The organism is Pseudomonas sp. A125, from assembly GCF_055409485.1.
On the sequence record NZ_JBUZVP010000001.1, the window covers coordinates 57001 to 72865 of the forward strand.

The following is a 15865-nucleotide window of genomic DNA, read 5'->3' on the forward strand; positions in this document are numbered from 1 at the left end:
ATGGAATGTGAAAATTTTGTGCAGCGAATATCTCGACACACAAAAAACAGCCGAGATTGTAGTGAGCAACTTGGGGCCGTATCTTGGCCATCTGCCTTTTTGGATTGCCCATGATGTTTTATTGCTACCATCCAAGCCCCCTCGGGCCGCTGTTGCTCGCGGCCGATGAACAAGGTCTGCGCCTGTTATATATGGACGTGCATCAATGCCCGGTGCAGGCAGATTGGGCGCTGGCAACTAACGAGTTGGATGCAGCAAGACGGCAACTGGATGAGTATTTTGCACGCAAGCGCGAAGTATTTGATCTAACGCTGGCGCCGGTCGGCACGGCCAATGGCGCCAACCCGATTTCCATCATCATTCCCTGTCACCGTGTGGTGGGCAGCGATGGAACACTGGTGGGGTTTGGCGGCGGGATCGAGAACAAGGTGAAGTTGCTGGAGCTGGAAGGCAGCTGGTTGATCTAGTAACCGTAGCAGCTGTCGAGCCTGAGCGAGGCTGCGTTCGCGGTGTGCCTGACACACCGCAGACGCAGCCTCGCTCAGGCTCGACAGCTGCTACGTCGCAGATCTTCAGATGCGCACGTTGCCGCGCGGCCCGGCGATCGCCCAGATGATCAAGCCCAACACCGGCAGCAGCAGGATCAACAGGATCCACAACACCTTGGCGCCGGTACCCGCGCCGCTTTTGAACACGTTGATGATCGCCCAGATATCCAACGCAAGGATGATCAACCCGATCAAGCCATTAAAAGTGGAACCCATGGTGTCGCTCCTAAGTGAGGGCATGCCTGCTTAGGATAGTCAGCCGTGGCCAGGGGTTCCGTTTTATTTCAGACGTGGACCGCAACCCGCAGGGCTTCCAGGGACGGTTCGCCCTTGATCCCGACTTCAGCGCACAGCTCCAGCACCCGCGGCACGTCGTTGCCGTAGACCAGCACGGCCTGGATCTCGTCGTCCAGCGGTTGGCTAAGGTTGACCAGCACATAGCCACCATTTTCCGGGTTGAGCGCGCTCATCTGGATCTGGATGCGGTTCAGCGCGGTCAGGGCTTCGGTCTTGGCCAACTGCTTGGGCTTGAGGTTGAACGCCACGCCGGGGCCGAATGAGGCAACGATCTGGGCGAACAGGTCCTGGTAGGTATCAGCCTGGAACAGCACCGTTTCGGGCAGGCTGCCGACGACGATCCACTCGCCCAACGGAATCGGGAAAGTGTCGTCGTAGTTGATGTCGGGGTTGGCGGCCAGGAACGCTTGCGGATCGGCGTAGGCCTGGGCCGCTTCGTCAGCCACCTTGGCGATCTCGGGTTCGCTCATGCAGCCGGAGCTGATTTTGCTGATGAGTTCGACGAGTGCGGTTTTCATGGAGTGGTCCTGTGGCAGGGCTGATTTCGAGGGCGCAAAGCCTACACCAGTTTTTGCAACTGCGCCGCCGTATCCACTGCGCCCATGGTGTGCGCCGCCGCCAGCGCGGTCACGCCCTGGGCATCGGTGGCCCTGGGGTTGGCGCCCTGACTGAGCAGGTAGTCCACCATCTCGGTGCGGTTGAACATCGCCGCCATCATCAACGCCGTGCGGCCATCCGATGACGCGCCTTCGACCAACGCCCCACCTTCGATCAACGCCTTGACCACTGCAAGGTTGCCCTTGAACGCCGCGCCGGCAATCGGCAGCTGGTTCTTGTCATTGGCGATCTGTGGGTCGGCCTTGAACTCCAGCAGCACTTTTACTGCGTCCGCGTGGCCGTGGTAGGCGGACAGCATCAACAGCGTATCGCCATTGTGGTTACGCAGGTTTGGCGGCAAACCCTTGGCCAGCAGTGCAGCCAGCATCGCTGCATCACCCTTGCGCGCCACGTCGAACACCTGCTCGGCAAATTCGGCGGCTTCGTCTTCGGTCATTTGTTTGGCTTGGTCTGACATGTGGGGCTCCTTGTCTGGTGCTTCATAAGGCGCCCAGTCTCGCGACGGAGTTCCCCACTGTCATGCCTTTTTTCCCAAAAGCTGCGATAGGCAGAATCAATAACGAAACTTGCCCGCCTGGATTTGCTCCAGCAGTTGCCCGGTGACGGGCACGTAGCTGTCAGATCCCGGCAGCCACGCAAAGATCGGATCACCCCCGGCCTTGATCGGGTCGAACGCTTCCTCCTTGAGTTTCACCTTCTGGTATTTGAAGGTGCCCGTGGTTTCCATCTTCACCTTGATCCGCAGGAACAACGGCACTGCATACGCGGGCAACTGCCCATGGGCAAACCGCAACAACTCACGCATATCCAAAGCGGCCAGGGATTCAGCTGGCGTGATAGCTGCCATACCGGCGCGGCCATTGGTGTTTTCGATCTCGACGCCGTAGGCCACCACTTCGCAGATCTGTGGGTGCTGCAATAGGATGTTTTCGACTTCAGTGGTGGAAACGTTTTCACCTTTCCAGCGGTAGGTATCCCCCAGCCGGTCAACGAATTGGGCATGGCCAAACCCGATGTTGCGCAACAGGTCGCCGGTATTGAAGTAGCGGTCACCCTTCTCGAACACATCGCTGTACACCACCTTGCGGTTCTTCTCGGGGTCGGTGTAGCCGTCGAATGGTGCCTTGGCATCGATCCTTGCCAAGAGCAGCCCTTGGCCACCCTTTGACACTTCGCGCATAAAGCCGTCGGTGCCGCGAATCGGCTCACCGCTGTCGTGGCTGTAGTCCACCAGCGCCCAGTGCATCAGGGAAAAACCGATGGTGTTGTCGAAATTCAACACGTTGGTGAAGCCGATATTGCCGTCACTGGCGGCGTACAGCTCACAGATGTGATCCACACCAAAGCGCTGCTTGAACTCGGCCCAGACACCGGGGCGCAGGCCATTGCCGATCATCTTGGTCACCCGGTTATTCCGGTCCTGCCCGTGCGCCGGCTGGTCGACCAGGTAGCGGCACAGCTCGCCGACATACCCCAGGGTGGTGGCATTGAAGCGGCGCACATCGTCCCAGAATTGGCTGGCACTGAACTTGCGGCGAATGGCAAACCCCGATGCGCCGACAATCGCCGCCCCCCAGCACACGCACAGGCCGGTGGCGTGGTACAGCGGCAAGGTGCAATAGACGACATCCTCGGGGCCCATATCCAGGGCGATGGTGCCGAAGCTGGCGGAGGTTCTCATCCAGCGTCCGTGCTTGAAAACCCCGGCCTTGGGCAAGCCGGTGGTGCCGGAGGTGTAGATATAGAAGCAGGGGTCGTTGAAGTAGATCTGCCGGCTGCTGGCGGGGTTTTCCATCGGGCAATCGGCACTGGCGGCCATCAGGTCCACGTAGCCCGGCGGCACGTCGGCATGCGGCTGGTCGGCAATAAACCAGGTTTTATTCGCGTCGATCGCCACTTGAAGGCGAACGGCCTCGTGGGCGGCCACCAACTCGGCGCCCACCACAATGGCCACCGGCGTTACCAGGTTGAGGCTGTGTATCAGCGCAGCCTGGGTTTGCGAGGTATTGAGCATCGCGCAAATGCCCCCCAGCTTGGCCACGGCCAGCACGCAGAGCAGCAACTCGGGGCGGTTTTCGATAAACAACGCCACCACGTCGCCCTTGCGGATGCCCTGCTGCTGCAGGTAATGGGCCATGCGGTTTGCTTGCTGGTTGGCCTGGCGGTAACTGAACACAGTGTCGCCGTACAGCAGCGCGGCGCCATCCGGGTTGCGCAAGGCGGCTTGTTCGAACGTCCAGGCAAGCCCGCAAGGCTGGGCGGGGTCAGTGACGTTGGCGGCGCGCATCCCGCGCACCAGTCGAGGCAGGGCACGGACAATGGTGGGCACCTTACGCAGCATCATGCTCCAGGTGATCATGTCACTTGACGGGTGATTCATGGCGGGAACGTCCTTTTTCTTATTGTTCGTATGACCCTCAAGCACCCTTTGCGCCGTAAGACCGACGCTGAATGCCTTGCAGGAAAATACGCCAGCCATTCTGCGGCTGTACACGCAGGATTTGAAAAGTTTTGTATCCCGCAGGGAAACGGAATTTCCCGGCCCGTTACGCGGTCAGTATGGAAGACCTGCCTCGCCTGCCAGCGGCGAAACACATGGCAAAACCCCGCAAAATGCAGGATGCACGATGGCCATTCATGCAAATTGCACGAAACTGAAAATCTCGTAAATTTTCAAACTGTTGATTTATAAGGTTTTTTTAACAGCACCAGTACTGGCACAATCACTGCAACCATCACTCCACGCTGCAAAACATGAGCTAACGGAGCTGATAGACATGAGCCTGATCCAAGACAAATTTTCTTCTGTGTTCTCCCATTTCGACGTCACCACTCAGGCCCGTCCTGATGGCGGCATCCTGCTGACCTTGCGCAACAGCGAAGGCAAGCAGATCAAGCGTTCGATCTCTTATCAGCAACTGCACACCGCCGACCAACTTACCTGGGTGATCAGCGCGATTCGCCGCGACCTGGCTGAACAAGCCAGCGACCTGCCGCAAATTTCGATGCTGCAAAGCCAGAACCGCTTTGCCCTGCCGACTTACCATTCGGCTTGAATGTGATGCAGGACCCGAGCAGGTCGTGGTGCCGTTGTGCACCACGGCCTTTTTTATTCGCACAAACCCTGTTTTACCGCCTCGTTCGCGGCCTGGACCCGGTTAGTTACCTGTAACTTCCCATAGATATTACGCAGGTGAAACTTAACCGTGGCCTCTGAGATCGAGCGGATTTTGCTGATCTCCCAGACCGTCTTGCCTTCGACTGCCCAGCGCAGAATCTCCCGTTCCTTTGGGGTCAACGGCTTACCGGCCAACCTCGCACGCGAATTGCTTCGGCCAGCGGGTACGTGATCAGTTTTCGTGGCCGGTTGTTCCAGTAGCTCTGGACCGCTCATGCAGGCCTCTCTCTTCCGTAGGTCTTGTAACGCCTGAAGTCGGATTACTCCTATTGACAGGCGAATAAATATTGAGACCCGGGAGAGTTACACAAAGAGTGGAAACATTAAGTAAGGGCAACGATAAACAGCTATTGCCCACACACTTAAAAGCTTCTTCCTACAACGATTTCCAATACGTCTGAGTTGACCTTTAAAAAAGCCTTATATTCAGAAGGCCAGGTCGGGCGAGCTTAGTCTTCCAGCCGGGGGAAACCCTCGGCAATCGCGTCACCAGTCAAGTTAACCGCCAACCCTTGCGGGCTGTTGAACAAGCGGATCGCCACAAAGTGCGGGTTCTCCCCCATATCAAACCAGTGTGCAATACCGGCGGGCACTGAGATCAGGTCGTTTTTTTCGCAGAACACGCCGTACACATAGTCATCGATGTGCAAGGTAAACAGCCCATGGCCCGCGACGAAGAAACGTACGTGGTCATGACCCATACGGTGTTCGTCGAGCCGCTCGGCGCGCAATTCGGCTTTCTGTGGGTGATCGTTGCCGACGCTGATCACGTCGACGTTGGTGTAACCGCGCTCGGTCATCAGCTTGTCGATGGGCGCCTGATAGGCAGCGATGATCTGCACATCGCTGGCACCCGCTTCAAGCCGGTTAGCGGCTTGCCAACGGTCGAAGCCCACGCCCAGCTCGGCCAGGGTCGAGGCGATATCGTCCTGGTGAGTCAGGACCTTGTTCGGGGTATCGGGAGTGGACACATGGTAAACCGCGAGATAGCTCATCAAACTCTTCCTCTTTCACGGAAGCGGCTCATGGCCGCTCCTCTTGCAATCGAATGCCTATGATTATGGCGGCGGCCAGGGCCGCGAGGCTGGCGATACTGAAGGTCAGGGTCGGCCCCAGCAGGTTCCAGCTATAGCCTGAATAAAGTGCGCCCAGCGCGCCGCCGGTACCGGCCAGTGCGGCATACAGTGCCTGGCCCTGGCCTTGCTGGCGAGCACCGAAGCTGCGTTGCACGAACTGGATCGCCGCCGCGTGAAAACTGCCGAAGGTCGCGGCGTGCATCACCTGCGCCAACAACAGCACCCAGAAGAATTCAGCGAACGAACCCAGCAACAACCAGCGCAGCGCCGCCAGCAGGAAACTCGCCATCAGCACCCGGCGTACCGAAAAACGCGTGAGAATCCGGCTCATGCCCAGGAACATCAAGACTTCCGCCACTACGCCAAGAGCCCATAGCATGCCGATTACACCACGGCTGTAACCCAGGTGTTCAAGGTGCAAGGTGAGGAAGGTGTAGTAAGGGCCGTGGCTCATTTGCATCAGCGCCACACAGGCATAAAACGCCAGCACCCCGGGGCTGCGCAGTTGTCGCAGGAAGCCGTCACCGGCCAGGCGGTTGCCCTGGGTCAGCGGCTGCGCATTCGGCACCCACAGGCTGGCGCCGATGATGCCGGCCATGATCACCACGACTACCACCGGGTAGATGTCCAGGTTCAGCCAGTCGAACAGCCGGCCCATGATCACCACGGTAAGGATAAAACCGATGGAACCCCATAGCCGCACCTGGCTGTAGCGCGAGGTCTGGCCCTGCAGATGCGCGAGGGTGATGACTTCAAACTGCGGCAGCACCGCGTGCCAGAAGAACGCATGCAGGGCCATGACCAGCGCCAGCCAGGCGTAGGTCTTGCTGACGAAAATCAGCGAGAAACTCGCCAGGGTGCACACTGCGCCAAAGCGCACGATGGCCAGGCGCCGGCCGGTGTAATCCCCCAGCCAGCCCCACAGGTTGGGCGCCACGCAGCGCATCAGCATGGGGATGGCCACCAGCTCGCCAATGCGCGCGCTGGAGAACCCCAGGTGGTCGAAGTACAGCGCCAGGAATGGCGCCGTCGCCCCCAGCAGGGCGAAATAGAACAGGTAGAAGCTGGAGAGTCGCCAGTACGGGAGGGCTTCCGTCACCATAAGTGGCTTGTGGCGAGCGAGCTTGCTCGCGCTGGGCTGCGAAGCGGCCCCAATAGCAGCAACGCATTTCTCCAGTTAATGCAGGGTTGCAGGTCTTGGGGCCGCTTCGCAGCCCAGCGCGAGCAAGCTCGCTCACCACATACCGTCATAGCTGGCGCAACACCGGCGTACTGACCTTTACATCGGCGTTTTGCCCGCGATGGCGCAGCAGGTGGTCCATCAACACGATGGCCATCATTGCCTCGGCAATCGGCGTGGCACGGATGCCCACGCACGGGTCGTGACGGCCCTTGGTGATCACGTCCACCGGGTTGCCGTGCACGTCAATCGAACGGCCCGGCGTGGTGATGCTGGACGTCGGCTTGAGCGCCAGGTGCGCAACAATCGGCTGGCCGGAGGAGATACCACCGAGAATGCCGCCAGCGTTGTTGCTGAGGAAACCTTCCGGGGTCATCTCGTCACGGTGCTCGGTGCCGCGCTGGGCAACACAGGCAAAACCGGCGCCGATTTCCACACCCTTGACCGCATTGATGCTCATCAGCGCGTGGGCCAGCTCGGCATCGAGGCGGTCGAAGATCGGCTCGCCAAGGCCCGGCATTACGCCTTCGGCAACCACGGTGATCTTGGCGCCAACGGAGTCCTGGTCGCGGCGCAACTGGTCCATGTAGGCTTCCAGTTCCGGCACCTTGTCCGGGTCGGGGCAGAAGAAGGCGTTGTCTTCGACGCTGTCCCAGGTCTTGAACGGGATTTCGATCGGGCCCAGCTGGCTCATGTAGCCACGGATCACGATGCCCTGGGTCGCCAGGAATTTTTTCGCGATTGCGCCAGCCGCCACACGCATTGCGGTTTCCCGCGCCGAACTGCGGCCGCCGCCGCGGTAGTCGCGCTCGCCGTATTTGTGGTGGTAGGTGTAGTCGGCGTGGGCCGGGCGGAACAGGTCCTTGATCGCCGAGTAGTCCTTGGACTTCTGGTCGGTATTGCGGATCAGCAGGCCGATGGCGCAGCCGGTGGTGCGGCCTTCGAACACGCCGGAGAGGATTTCGACTTCGTCGGCTTCCTGGCGCTGCGTGGTGTGGCGGCTGGTGCCGGGCTTGCGGCGGTCGAGGTCACGCTGCAGGTCTTCCAGGGACAACTCGAGGCCCGGTGGGCAGCCGTCGACAATGGCGACCAACGCCGGGCCATGGCTTTCGCCCGCGGTGGTAACAGTGAACAGCTTGCCGTAGGTATTGCCGGACATGCAGGGCGCTCCGTGAAATCAGTTGAATCAAGTCAACCGTAATAACTTAAGGCGGCCAGTATACGCAGGCTAACCGACTAGATCATCATCGAAACCTTACCGGTAGACGTTGGTCCAACCGGCACCTCCCCGATGATGGCGCGATGATGCTGCGAGTTCTGCTTTTGACCCTTACCCTGTTTTCCAGCCTTGGCTTCGCCGCCTCGCCTGTCGTGCTGCAACGGCCCATCAGCCTGGACACCGGCAGCGGCGAGCTGTTTGGCTCGTTGCTGTTGCCCAAATCCGACAAGCCGGTGCCGGTGGTGCTGATCATTCCCGGCTCCGGGCCCACCGACCGCAACGGCAACAGCGCCGATGGCGCTCGCAACGACAGCCTCAAGCGCCTGGCCTGGGTACTGGCCAGGCACAACATCGCCAGCGTGCGCTACGACAAGCGCGGCGTGGCCGCGAGCCTTGCCGCCACCCCCGATGAACGCAACCTGACCCTGGACGCCTACGTGTCCGACGCCGTGGCCTGGGGCAAATTGCTCAAGGCCGACCCGCGCATGGGCCCGTTGATCGTGCTGGGCCACAGCGAAGGCGCACTGGTGGCCGCCCTCGCCGCCCCGCAGTTGAATCCGGCCGGGGTGATTTCCCTGTCTGGCAGCGCGCGCCCCGTAGACCAGGTGATCCGCCAGCAACTGGCCGACCACATGCCACCCGCCCTGTTACTGCGCAGCAACCAGATTCTCGACCACCTCAAGGCCGGCCAGGTGGACGCCGATGTGCCCGCGCCGCTCGAGGGCATTTTCCGTCCCAGCGTGCAGCCTTACCTGATCAGCCTGTTTCGCGCCGACCCTTCGGCGGCATTTGCCAAGCTGACCATGCCGGCGCTGATCGTCCAGGGCACCAACGACCTGCAAGTCGGCGTGGCCGATGCGCAACAACTGCAGAAGGCCAAACCCGATGCCGAACTGACGGTGATCGAGGGCATGAACCACGTGATGCGGATCGTGCCCAACGACGTGAAGCAACAATTGGAGTCTTACAACGACCCGCAGTTGCCGCTCGCGGCCGAACTGGGCACGCGCCTGGTTCGCTTTATCGACGGACTTCGCGCCAGTTAAGCGAGTATTGCCCCTCCAGTCCTGAGTAAAACGGCCGATAAGCCTTGGGTCGACAGCAAAAAGCCTGTCGGCCCGCAGAGCTTGGACAGGATCGCGCCGAATGACGAACACCGAAGCAACACCCGAATCTACCGCCGAAACCACGACTGACACCGAGGCCGCTGCCTCGGCCGCATTGCCGTGGGCGGAGGTACAGGCCGAACATTTCAAGATGCTGCGCCTGGCGCCTTTGGCCACCGACCGTGCCACGGGCGTGCGGCCGCTGCGCTTTGTGCAATTTGGCTGGGCCGAACGCAACGACAAGAACCACAGCCTGCTGCGCATGGTCATTCAATTGCCAGGCCAGCGGGTGCGCCGGGAACAGAACCACCTGGATATCTGGGTCGACCACGCCACCCACCGGGTGCATTTTGGCCCGGGCAACAGCCTGGAGATCGAACCAGCGAACCGCGGCATCGGCCGTTTCCTGGTGGCCCAAGGCGCTGCCTGGGCGAAAAAGAAGTGGTCGCACTATCGCGTCGACGGGGTTGACCTGGCCAACAAGGACGCGCTCAACGAAGCCACGCGCCTGCGCCGGGACCACTTCCTGCGTATCCAGGGGTTTGATGTGGCCTATGCCGATGTCCAGCATTTGAAGGGCAACGTGCAACCGGGCAAAGTCAGCGATGTACTGGACAGCTGGAACACCGAGAAGCTGCAGTTCGTGGAGATCCTGGAGGCGGCGCAGATGCTGCAACAGGCCGAACAGAATCTTGCAGAGCACGAAGTGAAGCTGCGCAAGGAAGAAGAAAAGGTCACCAAGTTCAAGCGCGAAGATAGCGGGTTGCGCTTCACGATTACCTGCCTGGTGGCATTTACGGTGTTTCAGGCGGGGTTGTTGATCTGGATTGCGACGCACCGGTAATCCTTCTGCAGAAACCGGATACAAATGTGGGAGCTGGCTTGCCTGCGATAGCAGTGTACCAGCCAGCATCCCCGGCAATGACACTGCGCTATCGCAGGCAAGCCAGCTCCCACACTGACCGCATTCCTGCCGTTAGATCAGACCCTGGCGGCAAACACCGCCTGATGCGCCCGGCACTGCTCGGCCGTGAGCATGAACACGCCGTGCCCACCGCGCTGGAAGTCCAGCCAGGCAAAATCCACTTCCGGGTACAACGCCTCGACGTGAACCTGGCTGTTGCCCACCTCGACAATCAACAAGCCCTTGTCGGTCAAGTGATCCGCCGCCTCGGCGAGCATCCGCCGAACCAGGTTCAAACCGTCATCCCCGCAGGCCAGGCCCAGCTCCGGCTCGTGCTGGTATTCATCCGGCATGTCGGCAAAGTCTTCGGCATCGACATACGGCGGGTTGGACACGATCAGGTCAAAACGCTGGCCCGGCAAACCATCAAATCCATCGCCCTGGACGGTGTACACCCGCTCATCGACGCCATGGCGCTCGATGTTCTGGTTGGCCACCTCCAACGCTTCAAACGACAGGTCACCGAGTACCACTTCGGCGTCCTGGAACTCGTAGGCGCACGCAATACCGATGCAACCGGAGCCGGTGCACAGGTCCAGGATGCGCGCCGGCGGTGTACCCAACCACGGTTCGAAGCGGTTTTCGATCAGTTCACCTATCGGTGAGCGTGGGATCAGCACGCGCTCATCGACGATAAACGACATGCCGCAGAACCAGGCTTCCTTCAACAGGTACGCGGTAGGCACGCGCTCATGGATACGGCGGTGCAGCAACCGTTGCACGTGGGAGATTTCCTCTTCTTCGAGGTTGCAATCCAGGTAGCTGTCGGCAATTTCCCATGGCAGGTGCAGGGCGCCGAGCACCAATTGCCGGGCTTCGTCCCAGGCGTTGTCGGTACCGTGGCCGAAAAACAGGTCTTCCCCATGGAAACGGCTGACGGCCCAACGGATATGGTCGCGCAAGGTGCGCAGGCGAGAAGTGATCACGGGGGCAAGCTCCTGGAAAAAACGACCGGCGATTCTAACAGCCTTAAGCTGTACCGACGATGTACGAAAAAACCCTTTGCCGCACGTCGGATTTCATCTTAAACGCGCTTTTTAACCAAACGTAGTGCCCTATTGACATCGCTACACGCCAACAACGGCGTACCTTACGATGGTAGCGATTCACAGAAGCGCCCAGCCAGAGGACAATGTCACAAAAGCCCCACTCACAGGAGCCCCAGAATGTCCGTTCCAAAGACGATGTTTCAACTCAGCGGTCGTGGTTACGCAGCGGCGAACCTGAACCATGCGACCCTCGTGATCATCGACGCCCAGAAGGAATACCTCAGTGGCCCCCTCGCCCTCTCGGGCATGGACACTGCTGTCGAAAACATCAAGCAACTGGCCGCTGCCGCGCGCAACGCCGGGCGCCCGATCGTGCATGTGCGCCACTTGGGCACGGTCGGCGGGTTGTTTGACCCGCAGGGCGAACGCGGTGAATTCATTCCAGGCCTTGAGCCCCACGCCGACGAGACCATCATCGGCAAGCTGCTGCCCAGCGCGTTCCACGGTACGGGCCTTGAGAAGCACCTGCAGGATCTCGGTTCCCTGGACCTGATCGTCTGCGGCTTCATGAGCCACTCCAGCGTCAGCACCACCGTTCGCGCGGCGAAGAACCTCGGTTTTCGTTGCACCCTGGTGGAAGACGCCTGCGCCACCCGCGACCTGCCTTACAAAGGCGGCATCCTCAGCGCCGACCACGTGCAGCAGACCGAAATGGCCATCATGGCTGACAACTTCGCCACCCTCGCCTTGACCAAAGATCTGATCTGATCGACCTTCGATGAGCGGGTAGCCGCCCGCTCATCCGCAAAAACCTGTCATTTGCTGCAATTGCCTCTGTACCCGGAACAACCTGTGTATCTTCCGGTCGAAGGGCCGATACCCTGGAGGAAAGGTCGGAATGAAGATATCCGATGGTTTTGATGCTCGTCGCTTGCGCCCCAAGGGCCCGAGCAACTGGCGTCTGCGCATCGGCGCCGGCTTTGCCGCGCTGTTGGCAATATGTGGCGTACTACTGGCAATTGCTGGCGGCGCTGGTTTGGTTGGGCACTCACCGGCCCTGGGCGAGCTGAATGCCAGCCCTGGCGGTTCTGCAATACTCTTGATCATCGGCCTGCTGGTGCTGTGGTTTGGCGTATGGCTGTGGCGCCGTTGCCGTCGGCGCATGCGCCAACCGCTGTCACTGAACATCGCCTCGCACCTGATGAAAAAGCACGACTGATGGCGTACAGATAGCGTTTGTTGCGCATCAAGCCGCCGCGATTAGGTAAACTGCCCGCCCTTCGCGGAGGCTGACATGCAAGACGACGATTTTTCCCTGTTCAAGAACGAGCTGCGCGGCGTCAAGCCGATCAAGCACGATCGCGCCGAAACCGGCAAACCCAAGACCGACCGCGCCCAGATCGCCAAGCTGCGCCAGGCGGCAACCGTGCGTACGGATGCCACCACGGTGGACGGCCTGTCGGATCAATTCGTTATCGATGTAGGCCCCGAAGACGAATTGATGTGGGCCCGCGACGGCGTGCAGGAAAGCCAGATGCGCAAGCTCAAGGTCGGCCAGATCCCGTTCGAGGGCAGCCTTGACCTGCACGGCATGACCGTCGAAAAAGCCCGCGAAACCCTCTGGGCGTTCCTCGCCGAAGCCACCAAATTTGAAATCCGCTGCGTGCGCGTCACCCATGGCAAGGCCGTGCGCCTGGACGGCAAGCGGCCGATGATCAAAAGCCACGTCAACACCTGGTTGCGCCAGCATTCCCAGGTGCTGGGGTTTACCTCGTGCCAGCCACGCCACGGCGGCGCTGGCGCGGTGTATGTGATGCTCAAGCGCACCATGATGGAAGGCCGCGACGAGTGACAAGTGCCATCGTCAGGCTTGCAGCGCGGTGTCGGCCACCGTACCCTTGCCCTTTGCGAAAATCCCACTAGGTAGTTTCATGTCCCTGGAACAGAATTACACCGCGATTCTCGGCCAACTCGGCGAGGACGTTTCCCGCGAGGGCCTGCTCGACACGCCAAAACGTGCCGCCAAGGCCATGCAGTACCTTTGCCGCGGTTATGCACAGACCCTCGAAGAAGTCACCAACGGTGCCTTGTTCAGCTCTGACAACAGCGAAATGGTGCTGGTCAAGGACATCGAGTTGTACTCGCTGTGCGAACACCACCTGCTGCCGTTTATCGGCAAGGCTCACGTCGCCTATATCCCGAGCGGCAAAGTGCTGGGCCTGTCGAAGGTTGCACGTATCGTCGATATGTATGCCCGTCGCCTGCAGATCCAGGAAAACCTCAGCCGCCAGATCGCCGACGCGGTCCAGCAGGTCACCGGCGCCCTGGGCGTTGCGGTGGTGATCGAGGCCAAGCACATGTGCATGATGATGCGCGGCGTAGAGAAGCAGAATTCGTCGATGATTACGTCGGTGATGCTGGGTGAGTTCCGCGAAAACGCGGCGACCCGCAGCGAGTTTCTCAGCCTGATCAAGTAATGCGCTACATCGGAAAAACCGGCGTTCATCGCCGGTTTTTTTTCGCCTGTGAAAAATCAGGTAAGCTGCGGCCCCTTAAGTCCAGGGCAAGAGGTTTATACCGTGTTCGTTAAAGCGCTTCGAGTAGGCCTCGGCCAGATCATCATCTTCGGCGACTTCATCACCCGCCCGCGCAAGCAACAACGCCCGGCGAGCGCCCAGGCCCAGGTCGATCAATCGGCCAGGGATCTTACCCTGTATCAGTTCCACGCCTGCCCGTTCTGCGTGAAGACCCGCCGCACCCTGCGCCGCCTGAACGTGCCGGTGGCCTTGAAGGATGCGAAGAACAACGAGCAGGACCGCCAGACCCTGCTGGAGCAAGGCGGCAAGATCAAGGTGCCGTGCCTGCGCATTGAAGAGAATGGCCAGACCACCTGGATGTACGACTCCAAGGTGATCATCGATTACCTCGACAAGCGGTTTGCAGCGGTCTGAAACCCGCCCTGCCCTTTGTAGGAGCTGGCTTGCCAGCGATAAGGCCGGCGGGTTCTGCGCCCATCTTCAGGCCGCTATCGCCGGCAAGCCGGCTCCTACAGGTTGATGTGCAAATCCAGTAATGCAGAGCCCAGGCACTTGCCATGGGCGTCCAGTGCCAGCGACCGCGTCACCCCGCCCCGCAAGATCCCCGGCAACACGAAGTTCAGTGCCTGCACATTGGGCAGCTCATAACGCCGCACCCCTGCCGCGCCCGCCTCAAGCAACGGCGCAAAAAACGCCGCCACTACCTCAGCCGTCAGTTGTTCGCAGAGCAGCGGATAATCCTCGGCCCGATACGCAATGATCGAGATGTTCGAGGTGTCGCCCTTGTCTCCCGTTCGGGAGTGGGCCAGGGTATGCAGCTTCATGACTCGATCCTCGGTTTGACCGCGCTACGGGGCAGCAATAACGACGCCACCGCCACCACCTGGCGCAGGCTTTTGCTGGCGCCGCCACCGCCCGACGGGCCGTTGGTGTAAAGGGTTTCTACTTCATTGCCGACGCGTACCGCCTCGCTGCGCTCTTCGCAGCGGGCGGCAATGCGCAGGCGTACTTCCCAGGGCTCAACAGTGCTGCGCTGGCCGTGCAATGAGTCCATGCCGATCAATTCGGCGCGTACGTCCTGCAGGCGTACACCGGTCAACTCCAGGCGCTTGAGCACCACGTCGCGCGCCAGTTGTGCACGGGCGACCGCGCCTGGGCCGCCGTAGGAAATCTGCCCCTCGCCGATCCAACCATCCAGATACCCGACACTGACCTTCAGCTGTTCGGGCCGTGGACGTCCGTTTGCGCCATGGGCTCGCACCCGGTCCACGGCCTCCTCGGTAAACGTTACTTGGGAGAAGTCCGCGCACACGTCCGGCGTGAGGTACGCCGCCGGGTCGTGCACTTCGTAGATCAATTGTTCGGTGCAGGTCGCCCGACTGACCCGCCCACCGGAACCGGCGACCTTGGTGATCAAGGCTTCACCGTTGGCATCAATCTCGGCCAGCGGAAACCCCAGGCGCGCCAGGTCGTCCACGTCCTTGAAGCCAGGATCGGCAAAGTAACCGCCGCTGACCTGTCCCGCACACTCCAGCAAGTGCCCCACCAGCGTACCGCGCCCCAGGCGCTGCCAGTCATCAAAGGCCCAGCCAAATTCAAACATCTGCGGCGCCAGGAACAACGACGGGTCTGCCACCCGGCCGGTGATTACCACGTCGGCGTCAGCGCGCAAGGCATCGATAATGCCCTCGGCGCCCAGGTAGGCATTCGCGGAAATCAGCCGGTCGCCCAATGAGCCGAGGGTGTGGCCGTTGTCGAGCAACAGCTCTGGCTGGGCCCGCAACGTCTCCAGCACGTCATCGCCCACCACCGCCAGCACCTTGAGGTTAAGCCCCAGCTCACTGGCGACCCGCCGCACTTCAACCGCCGCCGCCACCGGATTGGCCGCGCCCATATTGGTGATCACCCGCAAGCGCCGGCGCCCCTCAGGCTGGCCGACAAAGGGCAGCACGCGGCGCATGCGCTCACTCAACAGCGGGTCGTAACCGCCTTGTGGGTCGCTGATGCGTGCCTGTTGCGCCAAGGCGATGGTGCGCTCTGCCAGGCATTCGAAGACCAGGTAATCCAGGTCGCCGTGTTCGGCCAATTCCACCGCAGGTTCAATACGGTCGCCGGAGTAGCCGGCACCGGAACCGATACGCAAGGTTTTCATG

General features: G+C 60.7%; 20 protein-coding genes. 9 read left to right on the top strand and 11 right to left on the bottom strand.

Translation table 11 applies throughout. The features are described from left to right. Positions 1 to 113: 113 nt before the first annotated feature. On the top strand, positions 114 to 467 hold the full coding sequence (locus ACZRN6_RS00240) for a methylated-DNA--[protein]-cysteine S-methyltransferase (protein WP_464006952.1): 354 nt from the start codon (positions 114 to 116) through the stop codon (positions 465 to 467). A gap of 105 nt (positions 468 to 572) precedes the next feature. Here the strand turns inward: ACZRN6_RS00240 and ACZRN6_RS00245 are convergent, their stop codons facing one another. The 4 genes from ACZRN6_RS00245 to ACZRN6_RS00260 form a co-directional block, all read right to left on the bottom strand. Next, positions 573 to 764: a PLDc N-terminal domain-containing protein gene (locus ACZRN6_RS00245; RefSeq protein ID WP_010176042.1), complete on the bottom strand. Its 192-nt coding sequence runs from the start codon at positions 762 to 764 to the stop codon at positions 573 to 575. 68 nt (positions 765 to 832) lie between these two features. Continuing rightward, complete coding sequence (locus tag ACZRN6_RS00250; RefSeq protein WP_464006953.1) at positions 833 to 1363, bottom strand: hypothetical protein; 531 nt, start codon at positions 1361 to 1363, stop codon at positions 833 to 835. A gap of 41 nt (positions 1364 to 1404) precedes the next feature. Beyond that, complete coding sequence (locus tag ACZRN6_RS00255) at positions 1405 to 1920, bottom strand: ankyrin repeat domain-containing protein (RefSeq protein WP_322144147.1); 516 nt, start codon at positions 1918 to 1920, stop codon at positions 1405 to 1407. 96 nt (positions 1921 to 2016) lie between these two features. Beyond that, positions 2017 to 3843 carry a long-chain-acyl-CoA synthetase gene (locus ACZRN6_RS00260; RefSeq protein WP_464006954.1) on the bottom strand — a complete coding sequence of 609 codons (1827 nt, stop codon included), beginning with the start codon at positions 3841 to 3843 and terminating at the stop codon, positions 2017 to 2019. Positions 3844 to 4240: 397 nt separating this feature from the next. Here ACZRN6_RS00260 and ACZRN6_RS00265 point away from each other — a divergent pair, with 397 nt between their 5' ends. Then, a complete protein-coding gene (locus ACZRN6_RS00265; RefSeq protein ID WP_322144145.1) occupies positions 4241 to 4519 on the top strand; it encodes a DUF3509 domain-containing protein in 279 nt (92 codons plus the stop codon). A gap of 53 nt (positions 4520 to 4572) precedes the next feature. Here ACZRN6_RS00265 and ACZRN6_RS00270 read toward each other — a convergent pair whose 3' ends face one another. From ACZRN6_RS00270 to aroC, 4 genes are all read right to left on the bottom strand, one after another. Further along, positions 4573 to 4857 carry a response regulator transcription factor gene (locus ACZRN6_RS00270; protein WP_322144144.1) on the bottom strand — a complete coding sequence of 95 codons (285 nt, stop codon included), beginning with the start codon at positions 4855 to 4857 and terminating at the stop codon, positions 4573 to 4575. A 233-nt stretch (positions 4858 to 5090) separates the two neighbouring features. Further along, positions 5091 to 5636 (bottom strand): 1,2-dihydroxy-3-keto-5-methylthiopentene dioxygenase, encoded by a 546-nt coding sequence (locus tag ACZRN6_RS00275; protein WP_464006955.1) that lies wholly within the window; start codon positions 5634 to 5636, stop codon positions 5091 to 5093. Positions 5637 to 5664: 28 nt separating this feature from the next. Next, positions 5665 to 6816, bottom strand: a complete 1152-nt coding sequence (locus ACZRN6_RS00280; RefSeq protein ID WP_464007158.1) for an MFS transporter — start codon at positions 6814 to 6816, stop codon at positions 5665 to 5667. 148 nt (positions 6817 to 6964) lie between these two features. Next, positions 6965 to 8056, bottom strand: a complete 1092-nt coding sequence (gene aroC / locus ACZRN6_RS00285) for a chorismate synthase (RefSeq protein WP_322144142.1) — start codon at positions 8054 to 8056, stop codon at positions 6965 to 6967. A 143-nt stretch (positions 8057 to 8199) separates the two neighbouring features. Between aroC and ACZRN6_RS00290 the strand changes: the two genes are divergently transcribed. Beyond that, on the top strand, positions 8200 to 9162 hold the full coding sequence (locus ACZRN6_RS00290) for an alpha/beta hydrolase (RefSeq protein ID WP_322144141.1): 963 nt from the start codon (positions 8200 to 8202) through the stop codon (positions 9160 to 9162). A gap of 100 nt (positions 9163 to 9262) precedes the next feature. Next, positions 9263 to 10066 carry a hypothetical protein gene (locus ACZRN6_RS00295; RefSeq protein ID WP_322144140.1) on the top strand — a complete coding sequence of 268 codons (804 nt, stop codon included), beginning with the start codon at positions 9263 to 9265 and terminating at the stop codon, positions 10064 to 10066. Between the two features lie 137 nt (positions 10067 to 10203). On the opposite strand, the gene prmB is transcribed toward ACZRN6_RS00295, so the two are convergent. Beyond that, the gene (gene prmB / locus ACZRN6_RS00300; RefSeq protein WP_322144139.1) at positions 10204 to 11112 is read right to left on the bottom strand and encodes a 50S ribosomal protein L3 N(5)-glutamine methyltransferase; all 909 of its coding nucleotides are present in this window, start codon (positions 11110 to 11112) and stop codon (positions 10204 to 10206) included. A gap of 240 nt (positions 11113 to 11352) precedes the next feature. Here prmB and ACZRN6_RS00305 point away from each other — a divergent pair, with 240 nt between their 5' ends. The 5 genes from ACZRN6_RS00305 to ACZRN6_RS00325 all read left to right on the top strand — a co-directional run bounded on the left by ACZRN6_RS00305 (position 11353) and on the right by ACZRN6_RS00325 (position 14126). Beyond that, positions 11353 to 11943, top strand: a complete 591-nt coding sequence (locus tag ACZRN6_RS00305; RefSeq protein ID WP_322144138.1) for a cysteine hydrolase family protein — start codon at positions 11353 to 11355, stop codon at positions 11941 to 11943. 130 nt (positions 11944 to 12073) lie between these two features. After that, positions 12074 to 12394, top strand: a complete 321-nt coding sequence (locus ACZRN6_RS00310; RefSeq protein WP_464006956.1) for a hypothetical protein — start codon at positions 12074 to 12076, stop codon at positions 12392 to 12394. A gap of 75 nt (positions 12395 to 12469) precedes the next feature. Then, positions 12470 to 13027 (top strand): Smr/MutS family protein, encoded by a 558-nt coding sequence (locus ACZRN6_RS00315; protein WP_010176067.1) that lies wholly within the window; start codon positions 12470 to 12472, stop codon positions 13025 to 13027. A gap of 79 nt (positions 13028 to 13106) precedes the next feature. Continuing rightward, positions 13107 to 13652 (top strand): GTP cyclohydrolase I FolE, encoded by a 546-nt coding sequence (folE, locus tag ACZRN6_RS00320; protein WP_011062625.1) that lies wholly within the window; start codon positions 13107 to 13109, stop codon positions 13650 to 13652. 102 nt (positions 13653 to 13754) lie between these two features. Beyond that, positions 13755 to 14126 carry a glutathione S-transferase N-terminal domain-containing protein gene (locus ACZRN6_RS00325; protein ID WP_322144136.1) on the top strand — a complete coding sequence of 124 codons (372 nt, stop codon included), beginning with the start codon at positions 13755 to 13757 and terminating at the stop codon, positions 14124 to 14126. 95 nt (positions 14127 to 14221) lie between these two features. Here ACZRN6_RS00325 and ACZRN6_RS00330 read toward each other — a convergent pair whose 3' ends face one another. Then, positions 14222 to 14536 carry an AtuA-related protein gene (locus tag ACZRN6_RS00330; protein ID WP_464006957.1) on the bottom strand — a complete coding sequence of 105 codons (315 nt, stop codon included), beginning with the start codon at positions 14534 to 14536 and terminating at the stop codon, positions 14222 to 14224. Then, positions 14533 to 15864, bottom strand: a complete 1332-nt coding sequence (locus ACZRN6_RS00335) for an acyclic terpene utilization AtuA family protein (RefSeq protein WP_464006958.1) — start codon at positions 15862 to 15864, stop codon at positions 14533 to 14535. Before ACZRN6_RS00335 ends, ACZRN6_RS00330 begins: the two co-directional genes overlap by 4 nt. Position 15865: the final 1 nt, after the last annotated feature.

Bases quoted from the DNA above. Each gene is read 5' to 3' on its own strand.
- ACZRN6_RS00290 (WP_322144141.1), top strand. From the start codon at position 8,200: ATGATGCTGCGAGTTCTGCTTTTGACCCTTACCCTGTTTTCCAGCCTT.
- ACZRN6_RS00260 (WP_464006954.1), bottom strand. From the start codon at position 3,843: ATGAATCACCCGTCAAGTGACATGATCACCTGGAGCATGATGCTGCGT.
- ACZRN6_RS00305 (WP_322144138.1), top strand. From the start codon at position 11,353: ATGTCCGTTCCAAAGACGATGTTTCAACTCAGCGGTCGTGGTTACGCA.
- ACZRN6_RS00310 (WP_464006956.1), top strand. From the start codon at position 12,074: ATGAAGATATCCGATGGTTTTGATGCTCGTCGCTTGCGCCCCAAGGGC.
- ACZRN6_RS00255 (WP_322144147.1), bottom strand. From the start codon at position 1,920: ATGTCAGACCAAGCCAAACAAATGACCGAAGACGAAGCCGCCGAATTT.
- ACZRN6_RS00295 (WP_322144140.1), top strand. From the start codon at position 9,263: ATGACGAACACCGAAGCAACACCCGAATCTACCGCCGAAACCACGACT.
- ACZRN6_RS00250 (WP_464006953.1), bottom strand. From the start codon at position 1,363: ATGAAAACCGCACTCGTCGAACTCATCAGCAAAATCAGCTCCGGCTGC.
- ACZRN6_RS00265 (WP_322144145.1), top strand. From the start codon at position 4,241: ATGAGCCTGATCCAAGACAAATTTTCTTCTGTGTTCTCCCATTTCGAC.
- ACZRN6_RS00275 (WP_464006955.1), bottom strand. From the start codon at position 5,636: ATGAGCTATCTCGCGGTTTACCATGTGTCCACTCCCGATACCCCGAAC.
- ACZRN6_RS00270 (WP_322144144.1), bottom strand. From the start codon at position 4,857: ATGAGCGGTCCAGAGCTACTGGAACAACCGGCCACGAAAACTGATCAC.
- ACZRN6_RS00245 (WP_010176042.1), bottom strand. From the start codon at position 764: ATGGGTTCCACTTTTAATGGCTTGATCGGGTTGATCATCCTTGCGTTG.
- folE (WP_011062625.1), top strand. From the start codon at position 13,107: ATGTCCCTGGAACAGAATTACACCGCGATTCTCGGCCAACTCGGCGAG.
- ACZRN6_RS00335 (WP_464006958.1), bottom strand. From the start codon at position 15,864: ATGAAAACCTTGCGTATCGGTTCCGGTGCCGGCTACTCCGGCGACCGT.
- ACZRN6_RS00315 (WP_010176067.1), top strand. From the start codon at position 12,470: ATGCAAGACGACGATTTTTCCCTGTTCAAGAACGAGCTGCGCGGCGTC.
- aroC (WP_322144142.1), bottom strand. From the start codon at position 8,056: ATGTCCGGCAATACCTACGGCAAGCTGTTCACTGTTACCACCGCGGGC.
- ACZRN6_RS00330 (WP_464006957.1), bottom strand. From the start codon at position 14,536: ATGAAGCTGCATACCCTGGCCCACTCCCGAACGGGAGACAAGGGCGAC.
- ACZRN6_RS00240 (WP_464006952.1), top strand. From the start codon at position 114: ATGTTTTATTGCTACCATCCAAGCCCCCTCGGGCCGCTGTTGCTCGCG.